Consider the following 14832-nt stretch of genomic DNA (forward strand, 5'->3'; position numbering starts at 1 on the left):
ACACCAGCCGGGTTTCCGCCATCGGGGGCGCTGGAGAAGGCGGTGTATCGCAGCACCTCGGGCCGCGGCGCATTCGTCGTCATGCTCGTAGCAACCAGAGCCGGCCAGCGGCTATTTCACAGGAGCCGCCGAACCGAGGACCTGCGCGCGCGGCGGACTCCGGCCGGAATCAGTGACGGGCAGATCGGCCCTTCGCATCCACCGGGTCTGTCTCGCTCGCTCATACCGTCGGGCGCGAAGGAGGGCCTCAGCCCTACAGCCGAGTGCCGCCCCGATGAGTCCGTGACGCCACGCGGCGCGTCCTACGCCTGTATGTGTGGCCGGGCTCGAACGGCGAGAACGACGTCGGCAAAGCCTCGGCTCAACGTAGTCGGGTCAGCCGCAGGCTGGCTGTCGACCGGTCCGGGTGGAAGGTGACACCGTACTCCCGGGCGAACCGATTGGCCTCGGTGACAGAACCGCCCATCGAGCGCAGGTAGAAGGCGTAGGCCACCGACTCGATCTGCTCGGGGTTCAGGTAGAGCACCCACCGGCTGCCTAGCTGGCGCGCGGAGCGCACCTTCTCCTCCAGGCCGTCGGCCGGTGGTACACACAGCCGGGCACCGAGGTGCACATACAGGCGCAGCGCGTCCATCTCCGAGCGGCGCAGCTCGACCAGCCGCTCGCCGTCAGCCGGCCCGCCGGGCCGGCGGTCGGGGGCGGGACTGGCCTCGGTGTAGGCCAGTGCATCCCGGCCGTGCCCCGTCAGCCGGGCCGCCCATACAACGGGTCCGCCCTCATACACGGACAACTCCGCGCGCATCTCCCGGCCGGCCAGCTCCACCAAGCCCTGCCCCGCAGCACTCCCCACCGCCTTGTGATGGTCTGGGCGCAGCATGCCGAGCAGCACCCACCTGTGCTCGGCCGCCTCCTCATGGTCGCGCAGGGCCCGCAGCGCCTCGAGGAAGATCTTCCTGCTGGGCATACCGTTCTCCCCCGCTCTGACTGCTGGACGCTGACGAGCCGACAGTAGGAGCCCATCCGGCAGGTTCGGGGGCGAATCCGGGGAAAGATCACCAGCAATGAGGTGCCGGCCCCGGCGCCCGGCACGGGCGGAGGTGCGGGCCGGAGGTCAGCGGGCCCGGGTCACGGTGACAGGCACGTCCGAACAGCTGCTCAGGACTTCAGCGAGCGCCGCCTGCTCGCCGGCATCGACGCTCAAGCCCCAGCGGGTCTTGTCCGCCACCCAGTCGGTGACATAGGCGCAGCGATAGCCGACAGCCGGCGGCAGCCACGTGGACGGGTCCTGGTCCGCCTTCGAGCGGTTCGAGGCGGCCGACACCGCGATCAGCGCTCGGTCGTCACCCAGGTCATTGGCGTAGGCCTCCCGCTCCTTCGCCGTCCACGCGTAGGCACCGGAGTCCCAGGCCTCGGCCAGCGGGACCAGGTGGTCGATGTCCAAACCCTTCGGGCCGTCGATGTAGCGGTCGTCGTAGGGCGAGTACCACTCTCCCCCGCTCAGCGTGCACTTCGGCCCCTGCACCGGGGCCACGACCGCTTCGGCCTTCAGCACCTCCGCCCGGGTGTTGCAGCCGTCCTTGTCCGCGTCGATCCAGTGCCTGAACTTCGAACGCTCATAACCGGTACGGTCCTCGACGCGCACCGGGAGCTGGACCAGGAGGTCACGTACGGGGGGCGGTGACGGTGTCACCGGGCGCGGCGGCCGCTGAGGCGCCGTGCGCGGCGGTCGCCGGGACTCTGCTTGGCCGTCGCCTTCGCCACCAGCAGCACGGCCACGAGGCCGATGCCGATGAGGACGTAGCCGGAGGTGGTGAGCGCTCCGAGAGTGCCCAGCACCGCGACGCCGAGGGCCGAGCCGGCCTGGCGGATCCCGTTGAGCGCGCCCTGGCTGGTTGCGGCGTACTCCGGTGGGGCGGAGACGGCCATGGCTGCGGCGGCGCCGGGGATGGACAGGGTGCCGGTCGCGGCGAGGGTCAGCTCGGCGGCGAGGATCAGCGGCAGCGGCGGGTGGTGGCCCACCGCGAAGGCCAGCAGCACACCGGAGACGACGGAGGCCGACATCCCGGTGAGCAGGATCGGGCGGGGGCCGTGGCGGGCGACGAGCCGGCCGGTGAAGAACGGCATGACACAGACGGGGAAGGTGATCGGCAGCGAGGCGAGACCGGCCTTGAACGGGGTCAGGTGGTAGGTGTGCTGCAGCCACACCGCGAACATGTACATCCCGCCGAAGTAGGCGAAGCAGGACACCGCGGCGGCGACCAACGCGGCCCGTACCTTCGGCAGGGCCAGCAGGGCCGGCGGCAGGACCGGGGAGGCCACCCGGCGCTCCACGAGGGCGACGGCGGCGAAGGAGACCAGCGCGGCCGTGATGGGGATCAGGGCCCACGGCGAGTCCCAGCCGTCGATGCCGGCCTCGACGAGGCCGAAGGTGAGCAGACCGAGTCCGGCGGTGGACAGGGCGAGGCCGGGGCGGTCCAGGGCGCGGGCGGCACGCACCGGCGGTACGGGCAGCCGGCGGGCGAGGAGCAGTGCGGCCAGCGCGATCGGCGGGTTGACGAGGAACACCAGTCTCCAGCCGCCGAGTTCGACCAGAGCGCCGCCGAGCACGGGTCCGGCGGCGGCTCCCAGACCGCTGAGGGCGGTCCAGGCACCGATGGCGCGGGTGCGGCCGGCGGGGTCGGGGTTCAGGTGGATCAGCAGCGCCAGGGAGGCGGGCACCAGGCCGGCACCCGCGGCACCGAGCAGCGCGCGGCCGGCGATGAGGGCGCCGGCGTCGGGCGCAAGGGCGCACACCACGGACAGGGCGGCGAACAGGCCGAGTGCGGTGGCGTACACGCGCCGGGCACCCCACCGGTCGGCGATGACGCCGCCGGCGAGCAGCAGCCCGGCGAAGACGACGGTGTAGGCGTCGACGGCCCAGGGCAGTGCGGCGGCGGCCGGGTGCAGGGACTTCTGCACATCGGGTACGGCCACGTTGAGGATCGAGGTGTCGAGCAGGACGAGCAGGTTCCCGGTGGCGATGCCGGCGAACGTCAGCTTGGAGTGGAGCTTGTACGGGGTGGGCGCCTCCGGCGCGGCGACGCCGGAGGGGCGGGAGAGGGGGCCGGCTGTAGTCATGGCTGCAGCGTGTCCCGACGGCCCCCGGGCCTGCGACGCCGTAAATCCGATACCTCCATCGGAAACTCCGATGGAGGTTATGCTCCTGGCGTGGACTCCCGCTATCTGCGTGCTCTCGTCGCGGTCGCCGACCATGGCGGTATCTCCGCCGCCGCGCAGGCTTTGGGATACGCACAGTCCAGCCTCAGCGCCCAGATCAAGCGGCTGGAGGCGGATCTCGGGGTGAGCGTGCTGGTACGCGCGGGCACCGGGGCGGTGCTCACGGAGGCCGGCGCCCGGCTGCTGCCGCACGCCCGCGAGGCCCTGGAACTGGAGGAGCGGATGCGCCGGGCGGCGCGCGGTGACCGGCCGCGGCTGCGGATCGGGGCGCAGGAGTCGCTGGCGCACGTGTGGATGCCGGATGTGCTGGCCGCGCTGGAGTACGGAGCGGGCAGCACGGACGGCGGCGCGGACGTAGTGCTGACGGTCGCCAACCGGCGGACGCTGGAACAGGCTTTCGCCGCCGGTGAGTTGGACCTGACCTTCCAGTACGACAACGGCATCCGGGCATTCGGCCCCCATGCGGTCGTCGGGCACGACCGGACGGTGCTGGTGGCGGCACCGAGCCATCCGCTGGCCCGCCAGGAGGTCGTGACGCCCGAGGAGATGCTGCGTTACGACTTCCTGGTGGCGGAGCCCGGGTGCACCTCGGAGATGCTGGTGGACCGCTTCGGCAAGGACCTGCTGGCCGGGGCCCAACTGGCAATGATCCAGGGTTCCTTGTCGGCGCTGCTGCGGCTGACCGGGCACGGGCACGGGGTGTCGCTGCTGCCGGAGCTGGCGGTCAGCCGGGAACTGCAGGAGGGAGAACTGATCGAACTCCGGCCGGCCGGGCGGATCCGCCCGGTCAGTATCGTCGCCCAGTGGCAGCCGCGGCTGGGTCCGGCCGAGCGCTCCCTGCGTGCCCTTCTCGACGTGGCCCGCCGAGCCGATCCGCTGCCCGAGGTGACACGCGCGGTGGGCACCGCACGGGCTTCCTGACCGGATGGCGCGCTCACCCCGCCGGCGGGCTCGGCTTGCCGGATGCCGCCGCCCGCACCGCCCCTACGAGCGCAAGGCCGCGCACTTCCTCGCCTTCGTCGGCGTCGCCGCCACCCTCATCTGCTGTCGCAGGCTCGGCGGCCTCGCACCGCGGTAATGCGATGGCGCGCGCGAAACGATGTGTCCACCCTGGCCCCCGTGGCAGAACCCAAATACCAGATTCGAGCCCTGCACACCGACTTCACCGTCACTGTCTACCAGGCGTACGCCCCGGAGATTGGCCTGCCCGCGGCCCGGGAGGGCCGTTTCCCGGCGGTGTGGCAGCGGGACCGTATGACGTGGGTCATCATGGCGCGTTCACAACCTCCAACAGTGCCATGCACCTGAACCCTGACCCGCATCAACTCCCGCGGGCGGGGCCGCGCAAGGGCCGATCACGGCTACGTGACTGATCTGTACGGAACAAACCCTGGTCGGTTGGACGGTCGAACCCCGCGTCGGTGCCGCTGCCTCGTCGGAAACACGGATGCGCCGACAGCGCTTGGCGGCTACAACGGCATGTTCACAGCCCCATCCGTGGTCGTAAGATCCTCTGCTGGTGGTCGACACAGCTTGTGGGGGCGGACTTGGAGAGACCGGACGACCGCATCGCATCCGTCCTGCGCTTCGCTGCGGAGCTCGTCGCCTGGGTGGCAACTCCCTGGGCCTTGTCCAAGTACTCGTGGCTGCTTGCCGTCTTGGCGGTGGTGGTACTGATCGGCCTCCCGACCGTCTTCTCCACTCCTGGAGACAAGGCGCAGGTGATCATCCCTGTCTCGGGTACGGTCACGATCCTGCTCGTGGTGCTCCAGCTCGCCGCTGCCGCGATCGCCGCATGGGCGGCTTGGCCCATCTATGCGGCAGTCCTCGTCTCTCTCCTCGTGGCCGCCACCCTCGTCACGGAACGTCGACGCTGGCAGTGGCTGCTCTCCACGGACCGGCACACCGGCTGAGCTGCTGAGGGGTGGCACCGGAGTGCGTTCGCTCTCCGAGCAGGCCCGCCACTTCCCGGCCGCTCCCTATCCTTCGGCGAAGTAGGTATACGGCGCCACCGAGACTCCTTCGCAGACCGTGCGTTCGTCGTCCTCGCCGGCCTCCGGGTCGAGGTCGCCCGCCCACAACGAATGCATGGACCACACGGAGAAGCCGGCGTGGAAGTCGTGGCCGATGTCCGAGGGTGTGCTCGAGTGCCCCAGGGCGTGGAGGTCCGCGACGACGTCATCCAGAAAGCGATGGGTCAGCTGAACCCCGTTGTAGTGCGCTTCGGCATCGCCGTCTTCGCCGCTGTAGCCGATCTCGACAAGTTCGACCGTCTCGTCAGCCGCGTAGGTGATCACCAGTGTGGGTGAGGTGGTGTAGACGGCCCGCTGTCCGCCTGGGCCGTGATACGGAGACCCGACGCGCTCCTCAACCTGCGAGCGCGGATCGCCGATCCTGACGAGGGCCACGCCTTGTCCTGGAATGATCTCCATGTTGACCATCCTGCCAGCCAGGACAACCACTCGGGAGTCCGCGGAGAGATCAGAGCGCCGCCGCTGCGTCCGGCAAAGGGCTGTGAGCGAGGCTTGACCTGAGTCATCAAGCCGCATCGGCACCCTCTTTCCGCGGCTGCACGACGGCGGGAACAGGAAGGCGGACACGCCCACCGGTGAGCGGCACGGGTGGGCGTGCTGGCACGTCACCGGCTTGCTGTGCCGAGCAGGCGTCCATCGGTCGGGCCTGCGTCGTTGCCTACGGGGTGTGCGTTTCGGCCCCATCTCCACGGCACAAGCTGGAGGACGCCGAACGCCACCTCGACGCCGAAGAACACCCACAGGAGCCGCGACACACCGTGGGCCAGTGCGTACGCCTGCCATGTCGCGAACAGGGCACGCGCGATGCCGTCGAACAGCCCGTGCTCCGGCAGCGGCCCGACGATGCGCAGAACGGCCCAGACGACCACCACCGAGCCCATCAGATTGGCGAACAGGATCTGCCACGGGTCGAGTTCGGGCAGAGCGCCAAGCCCGAGTGCGTTGCCGCACGACGACAGCGCGTCGTGTACCAGGGCGTAGGTCCACGGAGTTGCGAATCCGGCTGTGACGGCCAGGTCGTACCAAGCGCTCGCGCGTACGACGTGAAGGTAGGCGGGATGCGAGGGTGCGCGAAGACGGCTCACGGTGAGGCTCCTGCTGGTTTCGTGACGGCGACGCCTCACGCTAAACAGTGGAGTATGCTCCAAGGTCAAGCCCGGCAGCCTACGGAGGGGCATGCGCATCGGTGAGCTTGCCGCGCAGGCAGGCATGACCAGAGACACGATCCGCTTCTACGAGAAGGTCGGGCTTGTCGCAGGTCGGCGTCTACCCAACGGGTATCGCGACTTCCCGCCCGAGACGGGGGCCTGGCTGCACTACATCCGCACTGCGCAGGCACTCGGATTCTCCCTGGCGGAGATCGCACGGACCGGCGAGAAACTGCGCGAAGCGCCGGACACAGCGGAAGCGCTGTCCACGCTCTTCGAGGAGAAGATTCAGGTCATCGACAACCGTATCGCCGAACTGACCACGCTGCGGGCCGACCTGGCCGCGCGCGTCGGCACCGGATGTCCACTGCGAGCGGCCGACCGGCCCGCCGGAGCCGAAGTCAGAAGCGATCCCGTTCCCACCGGTGTGCGTCGACCGAACAGGTCTGCCGATCGCCAAGGGCATGCACGGGAATGATCGAGAGTGCAGGGGTTCCAGGTCTCCGTAGAGGGCGGCGTGGAGTGCGGCGGCGAGTTCTTCTCTGAACTACCGAGGGCGTCCCGTGATCAGGTGACTGGATGGTCAGTCCTGAGGAAGGGGCCGGTATTGGGCCCGAGAACGGCCCCAATGACGCGGGTGTTAGTTTCCTTCCCGTGTTAAGACACCAGGACGAGACCAGGGCGGCCTATGACGGGGTCGTCGACCTGTATGCGTCGATGTTCGCTAATCGGTTGGAGACGCAGCCGTTCGCGCGGAATATGATCGGCGCCTTCGCCGAGCTCGTGCGTGCCACGGGGAACCTGCGGGTAGCCGACGTCGGGTGCGGCCCCGGTCATCTAACGGCCATGCTGCACGACTTGGGGCTGGACGCCTTCGGGCTCGACCTCTCCCCGGCCATGGTCGCCCACGCCCGGCGGGCCCAGCCGGCGCTGCGGTTCGACGTAGCGCGAATGGAGGCCCTGCCGATTGAGGACGGTGCACTCGGCGGAGTGCTGGCCCACTACTCGATGATCCATACCCCACCTGGGGAATTGCCCGCGCTGCTTGCCGAGCAGGTGCGTGTCCTGGCACCAGGGGGCCTGCTCCTGGTGTCCTTCTTCGCGACCGAGGGACCGGAGCCGGTCCGCTTCGACCATAAGGTGACGCCCGCCTATAGCTGGCCGGCGGACCGGTTCGCCGAGCTGCTGGCCGGGGCCGGCCTCGTCACGTTCGCCCGGCTGCTCCACGACCCAGCAACCGAGCGGGGCTTCCTCGACACCCACTTGCTGGCCCGCCGCCCGTAGAGCGTGCCCCGTGGCCCAGGACGGGTCGGTGGAAATCATCCGTGTGGATGAGGCTCGGCTAACTTGAAGATCCTTTTGCCGTACTGATTCGCGTCGCGATCTGGCTGAAGTGGGGCATGCCGAGATCGATCACTTGGCGTTGACGGACTTGCTCTGCATCGAGCTGGGTGAGCTTCTCCTCTGCGCTGGCGAGGCTGACTTGGAGCCCTTCGATCTCACCGAGCCATCCCTCCTGTTCTGCTTCGGTGATTCGAGGGGTCTGATGCAGATTCGGGTGACGGGTTGACCCGCCCCACGGTTTGGGTTCCAGCATCCCGCTCGCCGTCGCCGTGTCAGGTGCGAACATGCACGACAGTCTCGCCCTCAAGCCGCTCATCCTCGACATCCCCGCAGTCCGGTCCCGCCGGGGACCACGGCGGCGCCGGCCCGTCAAACTCCGCGCGGACAAGGCGTACTTCTCCGCCGAACACCTCATCTGGCTGCGCGAGCGTGGGCTCGTCGCGCGCATCGCGCGGCCAGGCATCGAGTCCGGCGAACGCCACGGTCGGCACCGCTGGAAGATCGAGCGGTCGATCGCTTGGCTCTTCGGCTACCGCCGCCTGACCATCCGATACGAACGAAAGGGCTCGCACTTCCTCGCCTTCCTCGGCCTGGCCGCTGCCCTGACCTGCTACAAGAAGCTCGCGAAACTTGCCACGTGAGACGCCCTCTCAGTGCCGATCGTGTCCGAGACCGCCTGTCGGTGCGCCCATCCGCTGTGACCTTCAGCCAAGGAGAGGTCATCGCCATCGACTACGAACAGTACTTGTTGAGTGTCGCGAGCTACGACCCGCAGAACCACGCCGAAGTCAAGGACCTGATCAATCGGCGGCTCACACTCAAGATCCGCTACGAGTCCTTGTACGGCGGAGAGGACTACACAATCGTCCTACGCCCGATGCGTTGAACGGGTTACATCGCGTCATGCCGGAGATCATTCTGTTAGAGCTGTTAGGGCCAGTAAACCGACCACGCGACGTAGCCAAACTACTGAGCACCACCAACAGGCTTGAATCCGCCCTTCGGGTGGCTTGATTTCATCGTGGACACAGTCGGAAAGGTCCATTTCAGGCCAAAAAGGCGACGGTAAGGCGTTGGTGAATAAGAGAGTCAGCTTTGGTCGCAGCTGTCCGCCGCTGTTAAGATCTTCCCATGGGACCCTTGGAACCGAAGGTAAACGACCTCATCATTGCGGCTATTTGTTTCGCAGTGGTCTTTTTCACATTCGCAAGATTCTTGGTGCCGCGCATTACCAAGGTACTCGAGGCCCGGCAAGACGCCATCGAGGGCACCATCGAGCGCTCTGAAGCCGTCTACGCACAGGCACGACAGATTCAAGCCGAGTATCAGGCCGAGCTTTCCGAGGCACGCCACGAGGCTGCCCGCATCCGGCAGACCGCAGCCGAGGAGGGCACTCTCCTCATCCAGCAGGTTCGGACCGAGGGCCAGCGGCAGCGCGACGAGCTCGTGGCATCGGCCACAGCCCAGTTGGAGGCCGATCGTATCGTCGCCGAGGCGGCACTGCGTGAGGATGTGTTCAAGCTGGCCAAGGATCTGGCCGAGCGAATCCTGGGCGAGCCGATCGTGGACGAACGTCGGGCGAGGGAAATCACAGATGACTTCTTCGCTGAATTGGACGCTGACGCCCCGACAAAGGCATAATTCATTTGACCATTGCCTGTATAGGTGGTGGTGCGCACAGTCTCACATGGCCCAGACTTTCGTCTGGGCCTTTTTGCGTTCAGTCGACCGTGACCGTTGGGTTCCCTCGGTGCTCTGCCGGGCAACTGTGCCGGTCTGCGCCACAACTCCGCCGGTTGTACTGCCTGGTGGTTGTCGGCCGTTCGAATGATGCTTCCTTGCAGTGGTCACGGAGAACTCGTGACCAGAGGCACCGATAAGGAGCTGAAAATGGCTGATGAGTACTCGCTCGACGCGGCAAGCATCAACATCTCGTACCCGGCCGGCGTTGTCACGCCGAATGACGCCAACAAGGGTGACAAGGACTTCGCCCTCGCCCACTGGGGCGAGGACCACAAGGACGACCGCGACTGGTAAGTCGGCCGTTGGCGATTGAAGTAGCCACTACGGCAGACGGAAAGGCCTGCTGAGAATGTCCAAATCAGGCTGAGTTTCTTAACCTGAAAGGACTGTACAGGCTGGCTCCCGAGGTCGATCGCCTGAATATTTGTCTGTTAATTATCAGGCGGTCGACCTCAAGCATGCCACGGCCTTGCCGCTCGGGGCATCGGAAAATAACAGCTGTGTTAGGCGTTAGAAGGGCAAGATCTCGTGGCTCACGAGCGCGATTCGCTGGACACCGTCTTCGACATGGAGCGTTTGATCCATCCAGTGGAGGTCAAGCGATTCATCGATGAGTACTGGGAACAGAAGCCGCTCCACATCGAACGTCGGGAACCCGATCATTACGCGGACTTGCTCACCCTCGACGACGTCGACCGGTTGCTCACACTGGCGGGACCGAGTTTCGACACAATTCGGGTAGTCGTCGACGGTAACGAGACCTCGATAACCGAGATCTCGAAGCGCGGCCCCCTAGGACGTACGAACACCTTGGAAGCCATTTACGACCATTATCGGCAGGGCTCGACCGTCGTCCTCAACTCACTCGATGACCGGTGGGAGCCGCTGCAGCAGCTGGTTCAGGCGCTGGGCGCCGAGGTCAGTGCCGGCTTCCAGGTGAACGTATACCTGACCCCTGCGGGCAAGGCACGGGGCTTCAAGCCCCACTATGACACCCATGACGTCCTCATCGCCCAGGTTCATGGCTCCAAGCAGTGGCGCCTGTACGGAGCGCCTTATGAGCTTGTAACACGATCTTGGTCGTGTCGTCGAGGCATCGCGTTCGTCGGATCCATGCTGGGCCGCTCTGGCGAGCTGCCAAGCTACGGACTGGTCCTGGAGGGCGGCGCTCTCTGGCAGCCTGATTGTCTCTTGGCGATGCGGCTCGGGCTTCCGATACGTTCTGTGGCATGAGTGGCAGCTTCGACGTAGCCCACGCTCTGGATGGCGGGATTTCCGATCGGGAGCGGGCCTGGCAATTCATCCGCACCTTTGCTGCCGCTTGGGGCGATGCGCTGGCCGAGGACGACGGCACGCCCCAGGCGGAACTGGCGCAGACGGAGGCGATGCTCGGCCGCTCCCTGCCGACTGCGCTGCACGAGTTCTATACGCTCGCGGGTGGCCGACCCGACCTGGTTGCCAACCAGGACCCGCTGCTGCCGCCTCACGAGGTGTTCGTGCATGACGAGTGTGGCGGTGTCCTCGTCTTTCGCAGCGAGAACCAGGGCTGTGCCTTCTGGGGAGTGCGCCTTACCGACCTTGACCGGGACGATCCTCCGGTGCTGGTTCAGGCGCGGGACGGCTGGGTGCCGTTCTTGGACCGGGTGTCCTTGGCCTGTGTCGAACTCGTACTGAGCGAGGCGCTGTTCGGCGGCGGGGGGAGGCTGTACAACGCGTGCGAGCTGCCCGCGGACCTGCTTGGTGCGGTGCCCGAACACTTTCAGCGGGTCCAACTGCCGGACTATCCAATGTGGACGGGTCCGGAGGAATTCCCCGTGCGTTGGTTCTCTGCCCCGGGCAAGCTGCTGCGCCAAGATGGCCTGGGCGTCCACAGCTGGCTTCACGTCCGGGGCCGGACCCGCGCCGATCTGGATGCGATCTGCGCCGCCGTTCCTGGGCGGTGGTCCCTGGGATATACCGAGTCACTCAGCTCCGAGCCGCTGCCCTTCTGATCTGCTGCGGACCTTCTTGAGGCGTCTCCAGCAGATGAGGCCGCAGGCGAGGGAGACGAGAGCGTCGTGCAGGTCGAGGCGCCGTTCCCAGCGGGCAGCCAGGCGCTTGAAGTGGTGCAGGAGCGAGAAGGTCTGCTCGACGACGTAGCGGAGCTTGCCCAGGCCCTTGATGTTGGGGGCGCCCTTGCGGGAGATCACCGGCAGGATCCGGCGCTTCGACCGGTGACGGGCCGGTCGCCTCGCCCCCTTTTTCGCGCGGATGTGGGAGGCATCCACGCAGGCCCGGGTCCAGTCCAGGGCGTCGGCCGCGTGCAACTCGGCGAGCAGGATGCGGTGCAGCGTCTCGAAGACGCCGGCCTCGTGCCACCGACCTAGCCGGCGCCAGCAGGTCTGCCCGGAGCCGAACCCCAGCTCCAGCGGCAGCAGTGGCCAACTGACGTCGTTGTAGAGCACGTACAGGATGCCCTGCAGGCACCGCCGGTCATCCACCGGCCTCGGGCCGGGAGCCTTCCGCGGCCACGGCGGCAGCAACGGCTCGATCAGCTCCCACAGTTCATCCTCCACGATCCACGGCCGATTCCCCACACCTCACGAACGGCGGAATCGTCGTACCGGTCACGCCCGACCAGCACACATCCACAAGATCGTGTTACGAGTTCTTATGAGCTGCCGCTAGCCGACCGTCCCAAGTTCGGGAAGAAATACGAAGGGGATGAGACGCCGGAACAGGAAATCACCATGAGGACTGGTGACTTCCTCTACCTTCCTCGCGGTGTCGTCCACGCGGCTTCGTCGAACGATGAGGCATCGATCCACCTCACCATCGGTGCTCACCAGACTCGCTGGGCCTCGGTGCTCCAGAGCGCCATGATCGAGCTGTTCGACGAGGAGGAGCGGGTCTGTTGCACCCACCTGAGGCGGAAAACTGCAGTCCAGCTCTCGGTGGGCCAACCCGCGTTGAGGGGGTGCGGGACCGCCCGTCGCCCCCGGACCTGAGATCGAAGCCGAACTCGCACTCCCGATCTTGCCCGTGCGAGCCTGGATCCCAGCGGGGCATGCCCGAGAATGCAAGAAGGGAACACGAGTGTCGTTTGCTGCCGGAGAGCCCGATTCCGTGGGTGAGGCCAGGCCGAGTACCCACCAGCCGCCACTCCTTGTTGCGGCAGTTGCGAGGCGGGGCGATGAAGTCCTCGTTGTACGCCAGTACGGCCCGGACGGCCCGGATACAACGTGGGCCCTTCCGGGAGGCCGTTGCGAGCCAGGAGAGTTGGTGCTGGAGGCCCTCCGGAGAGAAGTCATGGAGGAGACCGGACTTCACGTCGGGCAAGTGACCACGCTGGCCTACTGCGCTCAGCTCGACAATCCGACGCCGCACCATCGAGACCCCTACGAAATCCCCGCTCCTGGGACGACTGCGACCGTTCTCGCCTTCGAAGTGACGGTGGCGGACGATACGCTTATCGTTGCGGACCCCGACGGATTCGTGAACCGCGCCGAGTGGGTGCCCGCAGCGAAAGCGGCCCGTCTGCTGGAGCAGCATCCGTTCGTCTTCACCGGTCTGCCGGCAGCCTCACGAGTCGTCGCACCTCCCAGTGCCCCACCCCAGATTTGGCAGCTTCGGCGCGACGCGAGCGGGGCCGACAGGGTCTGTTCCGGCCCCGATTCACCGACTGATCTGCACTGACAAGCTGAGGCCGGGGTCGGTCAGTTCAGTGACCGACCCCTCGCCTCGCTCGGCGCGCTGTCCGACACGCAGGACGCTCCGACAACGGCGTGATGCTCGGTCGCCCAGCCATGTGCGGATGCGCTCGGAGATGGCGTCGAGCAGGGGCACGCGAACATTGCGGTCGAGACTCCGACACGGTGACTGCGAGCGAAGGGGATCGGCGAAGCCGTCCCCGTCCCATGGGCTCGGGGAGTCCGATGCAGCCCGAATGGCACCCTCAAGTGAGCAACGCACCGCCCACGGATGATCATGTGATCGTGGAGGCACAGGTGCGTGACTACGAGTTTTCGCCGGCTCAGCAGGACGAGATCTGGAGACTCTGGCGTGAGGGGCAGTCGCGGGAACGCTGGCGCGCCCTGGTCACGTACCGCCGTGCCCGGGTCGGAGGCACTCCCCCAGGTGCTACGGGCCCGGTATACCCACCGGCTGCCGGCCCGCCTGGAGGACTTGACCGGCCCCGCGCAAGGCACCGTCGACCTGCCGTTGCACGTCGTCTGGTCCGGGCGCCGCTCCTACGACCTGACCAGCCTCAAGTCCCGGATCAGCCTATACCGCACCGTCCTGGCCGAGGGACAGCGCCGGGACCTGGAGGTCTTTCTCAACCGGGACCTTCTGATCAGCCAGTGGCCCATCCTGCGCACCTTGATCAGCCGCTTCATCCGCGACGCGTGGGAGGACGCCTTCCCCGAGCTGGCCAATGCGAAGGCCCCGTGAAACTGACCCGCCTGCACCGCCGCCTCCTCGCCGACGTTCTCGCCATTGGCACCCCGTACCCGCTGGTCATCACCGGCGGGTACGCCGTGCAGGCCCACGGCCTGGTCGACCGGCTCTCCCAGGACCTGGACGTCGCCACCGAGAATCCCACCCCGATGGATCAGATCATCCGCACCGTCCGCGCGGGCCTCACTGATCGCGGCTGGACCGTGCGCGAGATCGAGACCGACCCGCTCTCCGGCCGCCTCATCGTCACCGACCCCGCCACAGGCGAGGACTGCGAAGTCGACATCCTCAAAGAAGCCTTCTGAGCCCCGCCCACCGCCACCGAGTACGGCCCGGTCCTCGCCCTCGACGACGTGATCGGCACCAAGGTCCGGGCCCTGGCCGAGCGTGGCGCGGTCCGCGACCTCATCGACGTCCACGCCGCTTCCCGTCACCGCACCACCGCCGACCTGGAGGCACTCGGCCGCCGCCATGCCCGCGCCGAGTTCAGCCTCAGTGACCTGCGCGACCGCCTCGTCGGCGCGGAATGGTGGGACGACGCCGACTACGCCGGCTACGGCCTCAGCCCTGACCAGATCGCGGAACTGCGCGACTGGGCTCTCGCATGGGCGAGCGATCTCGACACCCGCCTGCACGCCGAGGAAGATCCCGACAACTGACCCTCGGACACCGGGAATGCTGAGCCCGGGCGACTCCGCGGGTCAGAAGCCTGGTGCCGCGCTCGTTCACGGCGCCGACACCCTGCGTGACCTCGAAACTGCTCGTGACCTGCGCGCCGAGAGCCACGACATCGACATCACCGAGGCCGAAGCCGTCCTAAGGGTTGTCCCGTAAACGATCTTCCACGGGTTGGGGGCGCGGTGGGCCGACCGGTGGGGTCTGCTCCTATCCCGTGAGGACGAGGTTGTGTA

22 protein-coding genes and 1 pseudogene are annotated in these 14832 nt (G+C 67.2%); 16 read left to right on the forward strand and 7 right to left on the reverse strand.

The window, feature by feature from the left end:
* Positions 1–361 precede the first annotated feature (361 nt).
* The 3 genes from ACWDEN_RS46465 to ACWDEN_RS46475 all read right to left on the reverse strand — a co-directional run bounded on the left by ACWDEN_RS46465 (position 362) and on the right by ACWDEN_RS46475 (position 3117).
* On the reverse strand, positions 362–964 hold the full coding sequence (locus ACWDEN_RS46465; RefSeq protein ID WP_450864075.1) for a DUF6417 family protein: 603 nt from the start codon (positions 962–964) through the stop codon (positions 362–364).
* Between the two features lie 147 nt (positions 965–1111).
* Entirely contained in the window at positions 1112–1642 is a 531-nt protein-coding gene (locus tag ACWDEN_RS46470; protein ID WP_450864077.1) for an HNH endonuclease family protein, read from the reverse strand.
* A gap of 44 nt (positions 1643–1686) precedes the next feature.
* Positions 1687–3117, reverse strand: a complete 1431-nt coding sequence (locus ACWDEN_RS46475; protein WP_450864079.1) for an MFS transporter — start codon at positions 3115–3117, stop codon at positions 1687–1689.
* Between the two features lie 90 nt (positions 3118–3207).
* On the opposite strand from ACWDEN_RS46475, the gene ACWDEN_RS46480 reads away from it, so the two are divergent.
* From ACWDEN_RS46480 to ACWDEN_RS46495, 4 genes are all read left to right on the forward strand, one after another.
* Complete coding sequence (locus ACWDEN_RS46480; RefSeq protein WP_351620645.1) at positions 3208–4137, forward strand: LysR family transcriptional regulator; 930 nt, start codon at positions 3208–3210, stop codon at positions 4135–4137.
* Positions 4138–4141: 4 nt separating this feature from the next.
* On the forward strand, positions 4142–4294 hold the full coding sequence (locus ACWDEN_RS46485) for a hypothetical protein (RefSeq protein WP_450864081.1): 153 nt from the start codon (positions 4142–4144) through the stop codon (positions 4292–4294).
* A complete protein-coding gene (locus tag ACWDEN_RS46490; protein ID WP_450864082.1) occupies positions 4294–4524 on the forward strand; it encodes a DUF4291 family protein in 231 nt (76 codons plus the stop codon). The genes ACWDEN_RS46485 and ACWDEN_RS46490 overlap by 1 nt, the downstream gene beginning before the upstream one ends.
* A gap of 239 nt (positions 4525–4763) precedes the next feature.
* Positions 4764–5129, forward strand: a complete 366-nt coding sequence (locus ACWDEN_RS46495; protein WP_450864083.1) for a hypothetical protein — start codon at positions 4764–4766, stop codon at positions 5127–5129.
* Positions 5130–5195: 66 nt separating this feature from the next.
* Here ACWDEN_RS46495 and ACWDEN_RS46500 read toward each other — a convergent pair whose 3' ends face one another.
* Complete coding sequence (locus tag ACWDEN_RS46500) at positions 5196–5657, reverse strand: hypothetical protein (RefSeq protein WP_450864085.1); 462 nt, start codon at positions 5655–5657, stop codon at positions 5196–5198.
* Between the two features lie 197 nt (positions 5658–5854).
* Entirely contained in the window at positions 5855–6334 is a 480-nt protein-coding gene (locus ACWDEN_RS46505; RefSeq protein WP_450864087.1) for a hypothetical protein, read from the reverse strand.
* Positions 6335–6425: 91 nt separating this feature from the next.
* Here ACWDEN_RS46505 and ACWDEN_RS46510 point away from each other — a divergent pair, with 91 nt between their 5' ends.
* Entirely contained in the window at positions 6426–6875 is a 450-nt protein-coding gene (locus ACWDEN_RS46510; protein WP_450864089.1) for a MerR family transcriptional regulator, read from the forward strand.
* A 176-nt stretch (positions 6876–7051) separates the two neighbouring features.
* The gene (locus ACWDEN_RS46515) at positions 7052–7681 is read left to right on the forward strand and encodes a class I SAM-dependent methyltransferase (RefSeq protein ID WP_450864103.1); all 630 of its coding nucleotides are present in this window, start codon (positions 7052–7054) and stop codon (positions 7679–7681) included.
* Positions 7682–7739: 58 nt separating this feature from the next.
* On the opposite strand, the gene ACWDEN_RS46520 is transcribed toward ACWDEN_RS46515, so the two are convergent.
* Entirely contained in the window at positions 7740–8027 is a 288-nt protein-coding gene (locus tag ACWDEN_RS46520; RefSeq protein ID WP_351620665.1) for a hypothetical protein, read from the reverse strand.
* On the opposite strand from ACWDEN_RS46520, the gene ACWDEN_RS46525 reads away from it, so the two are divergent.
* The 6 genes from ACWDEN_RS46525 (at position 8026) to ACWDEN_RS46550 (ending at position 11475) form a co-directional block, all read left to right on the forward strand.
* A complete protein-coding gene (locus tag ACWDEN_RS46525) occupies positions 8026–8382 on the forward strand; it encodes a transposase (protein WP_450864091.1) in 357 nt (118 codons plus the stop codon). The two genes, ACWDEN_RS46520 and ACWDEN_RS46525, sit on opposite strands and share 2 nt — an antisense overlap.
* Positions 8379–8627, forward strand: a complete 249-nt coding sequence (locus ACWDEN_RS46530; protein WP_450864093.1) for a hypothetical protein — start codon at positions 8379–8381, stop codon at positions 8625–8627. Before ACWDEN_RS46525 ends, ACWDEN_RS46530 begins: the two co-directional genes overlap by 4 nt.
* Positions 8628–8872: 245 nt before the next feature.
* A complete protein-coding gene (locus tag ACWDEN_RS46535) occupies positions 8873–9382 on the forward strand; it encodes a F0F1 ATP synthase subunit B (RefSeq protein WP_450864095.1) in 510 nt (169 codons plus the stop codon).
* A gap of 249 nt (positions 9383–9631) precedes the next feature.
* Positions 9632–9778, forward strand: coding sequence for a hypothetical protein (locus ACWDEN_RS46540; RefSeq protein WP_351620674.1), 147 nt, complete (start codon positions 9632–9634; stop codon positions 9776–9778).
* Between the two features lie 234 nt (positions 9779–10012).
* On the forward strand, positions 10013–10717 hold the full coding sequence (locus ACWDEN_RS46545) for a JmjC domain-containing protein (protein WP_450864097.1): 705 nt from the start codon (positions 10013–10015) through the stop codon (positions 10715–10717).
* On the forward strand, positions 10714–11475 hold the full coding sequence (locus ACWDEN_RS46550; protein WP_450864099.1) for an SMI1/KNR4 family protein: 762 nt from the start codon (positions 10714–10716) through the stop codon (positions 11473–11475). The genes ACWDEN_RS46545 and ACWDEN_RS46550 overlap by 4 nt, the downstream gene beginning before the upstream one ends.
* On the opposite strand, the gene ACWDEN_RS46555 is transcribed toward ACWDEN_RS46550, so the two are convergent.
* On the reverse strand, positions 11446–12060 hold the full coding sequence (locus ACWDEN_RS46555) for a transposase (RefSeq protein WP_450864101.1): 615 nt from the start codon (positions 12058–12060) through the stop codon (positions 11446–11448). The genes ACWDEN_RS46550 and ACWDEN_RS46555 overlap by 30 nt on opposite strands.
* Before the next feature lie 81 nt (positions 12061–12141).
* Here ACWDEN_RS46555 and ACWDEN_RS46560 point away from each other — a divergent pair, with 81 nt between their 5' ends.
* The 4 genes and pseudogenes from ACWDEN_RS46560 to ACWDEN_RS46575 all read left to right on the forward strand — a co-directional run bounded on the left by ACWDEN_RS46560 (position 12142) and on the right by ACWDEN_RS46575 (position 14580).
* Positions 12142–12471, forward strand: a complete 330-nt coding sequence (locus tag ACWDEN_RS46560; RefSeq protein ID WP_450864105.1) for a JmjC domain-containing protein — start codon at positions 12142–12144, stop codon at positions 12469–12471.
* A 118-nt stretch (positions 12472–12589) separates the two neighbouring features.
* Complete coding sequence (locus ACWDEN_RS46565) at positions 12590–13159, forward strand: NUDIX hydrolase (protein ID WP_450864107.1); 570 nt, start codon at positions 12590–12592, stop codon at positions 13157–13159.
* A gap of 414 nt (positions 13160–13573) precedes the next feature.
* Complete coding sequence (locus ACWDEN_RS46570) at positions 13574–13915, forward strand: hypothetical protein (protein WP_450864108.1); 342 nt, start codon at positions 13574–13576, stop codon at positions 13913–13915.
* A pseudogene (locus ACWDEN_RS46575) lies at positions 13912–14580 on the forward strand (nucleotidyl transferase AbiEii/AbiGii toxin family protein). The gene ACWDEN_RS46570 and the pseudogene ACWDEN_RS46575 overlap by 4 nt, the downstream one beginning before the upstream one ends.
* The last annotated feature ends 252 nt before the right edge of the window (positions 14581–14832 follow it).

The organism is Streptomyces sp. NPDC001153 (assembly GCF_053598315.1).

Coding starts and splice junctions, on each gene's coding strand:
- ACWDEN_RS46465 (WP_450864075.1), bottom strand. CDS start 964: ATGCCCAGCAGGAAGATCTTCCTCGAGGCGCTGCGGGCCCTGCGCGAC.
- ACWDEN_RS46475 (WP_450864079.1), bottom strand. CDS start 3,117: ATGACTACAGCCGGCCCCCTCTCCCGCCCCTCCGGCGTCGCCGCGCCG.
- ACWDEN_RS46485 (WP_450864081.1), top strand. CDS start 4,142: ATGGCGCGCTCACCCCGCCGGCGGGCTCGGCTTGCCGGATGCCGCCGC.
- ACWDEN_RS46490 (WP_450864082.1), top strand. CDS start 4,294: ATGCGATGGCGCGCGCGAAACGATGTGTCCACCCTGGCCCCCGTGGCA.
- ACWDEN_RS46500 (WP_450864085.1), bottom strand. CDS start 5,657: ATGGTCAACATGGAGATCATTCCAGGACAAGGCGTGGCCCTCGTCAGG.
- ACWDEN_RS46510 (WP_450864089.1), top strand. CDS start 6,426: ATGCGCATCGGTGAGCTTGCCGCGCAGGCAGGCATGACCAGAGACACG.
- ACWDEN_RS46525 (WP_450864091.1), top strand. CDS start 8,026: ATGCACGACAGTCTCGCCCTCAAGCCGCTCATCCTCGACATCCCCGCA.
- ACWDEN_RS46520 (WP_351620665.1), bottom strand. CDS start 8,027: ATGTTCGCACCTGACACGGCGACGGCGAGCGGGATGCTGGAACCCAAA.
- ACWDEN_RS46535 (WP_450864095.1), top strand. CDS start 8,873: ATGGGACCCTTGGAACCGAAGGTAAACGACCTCATCATTGCGGCTATT.
- ACWDEN_RS46540 (WP_351620674.1), top strand. CDS start 9,632: ATGGCTGATGAGTACTCGCTCGACGCGGCAAGCATCAACATCTCGTAC.
- ACWDEN_RS46550 (WP_450864099.1), top strand. CDS start 10,714: ATGAGTGGCAGCTTCGACGTAGCCCACGCTCTGGATGGCGGGATTTCC.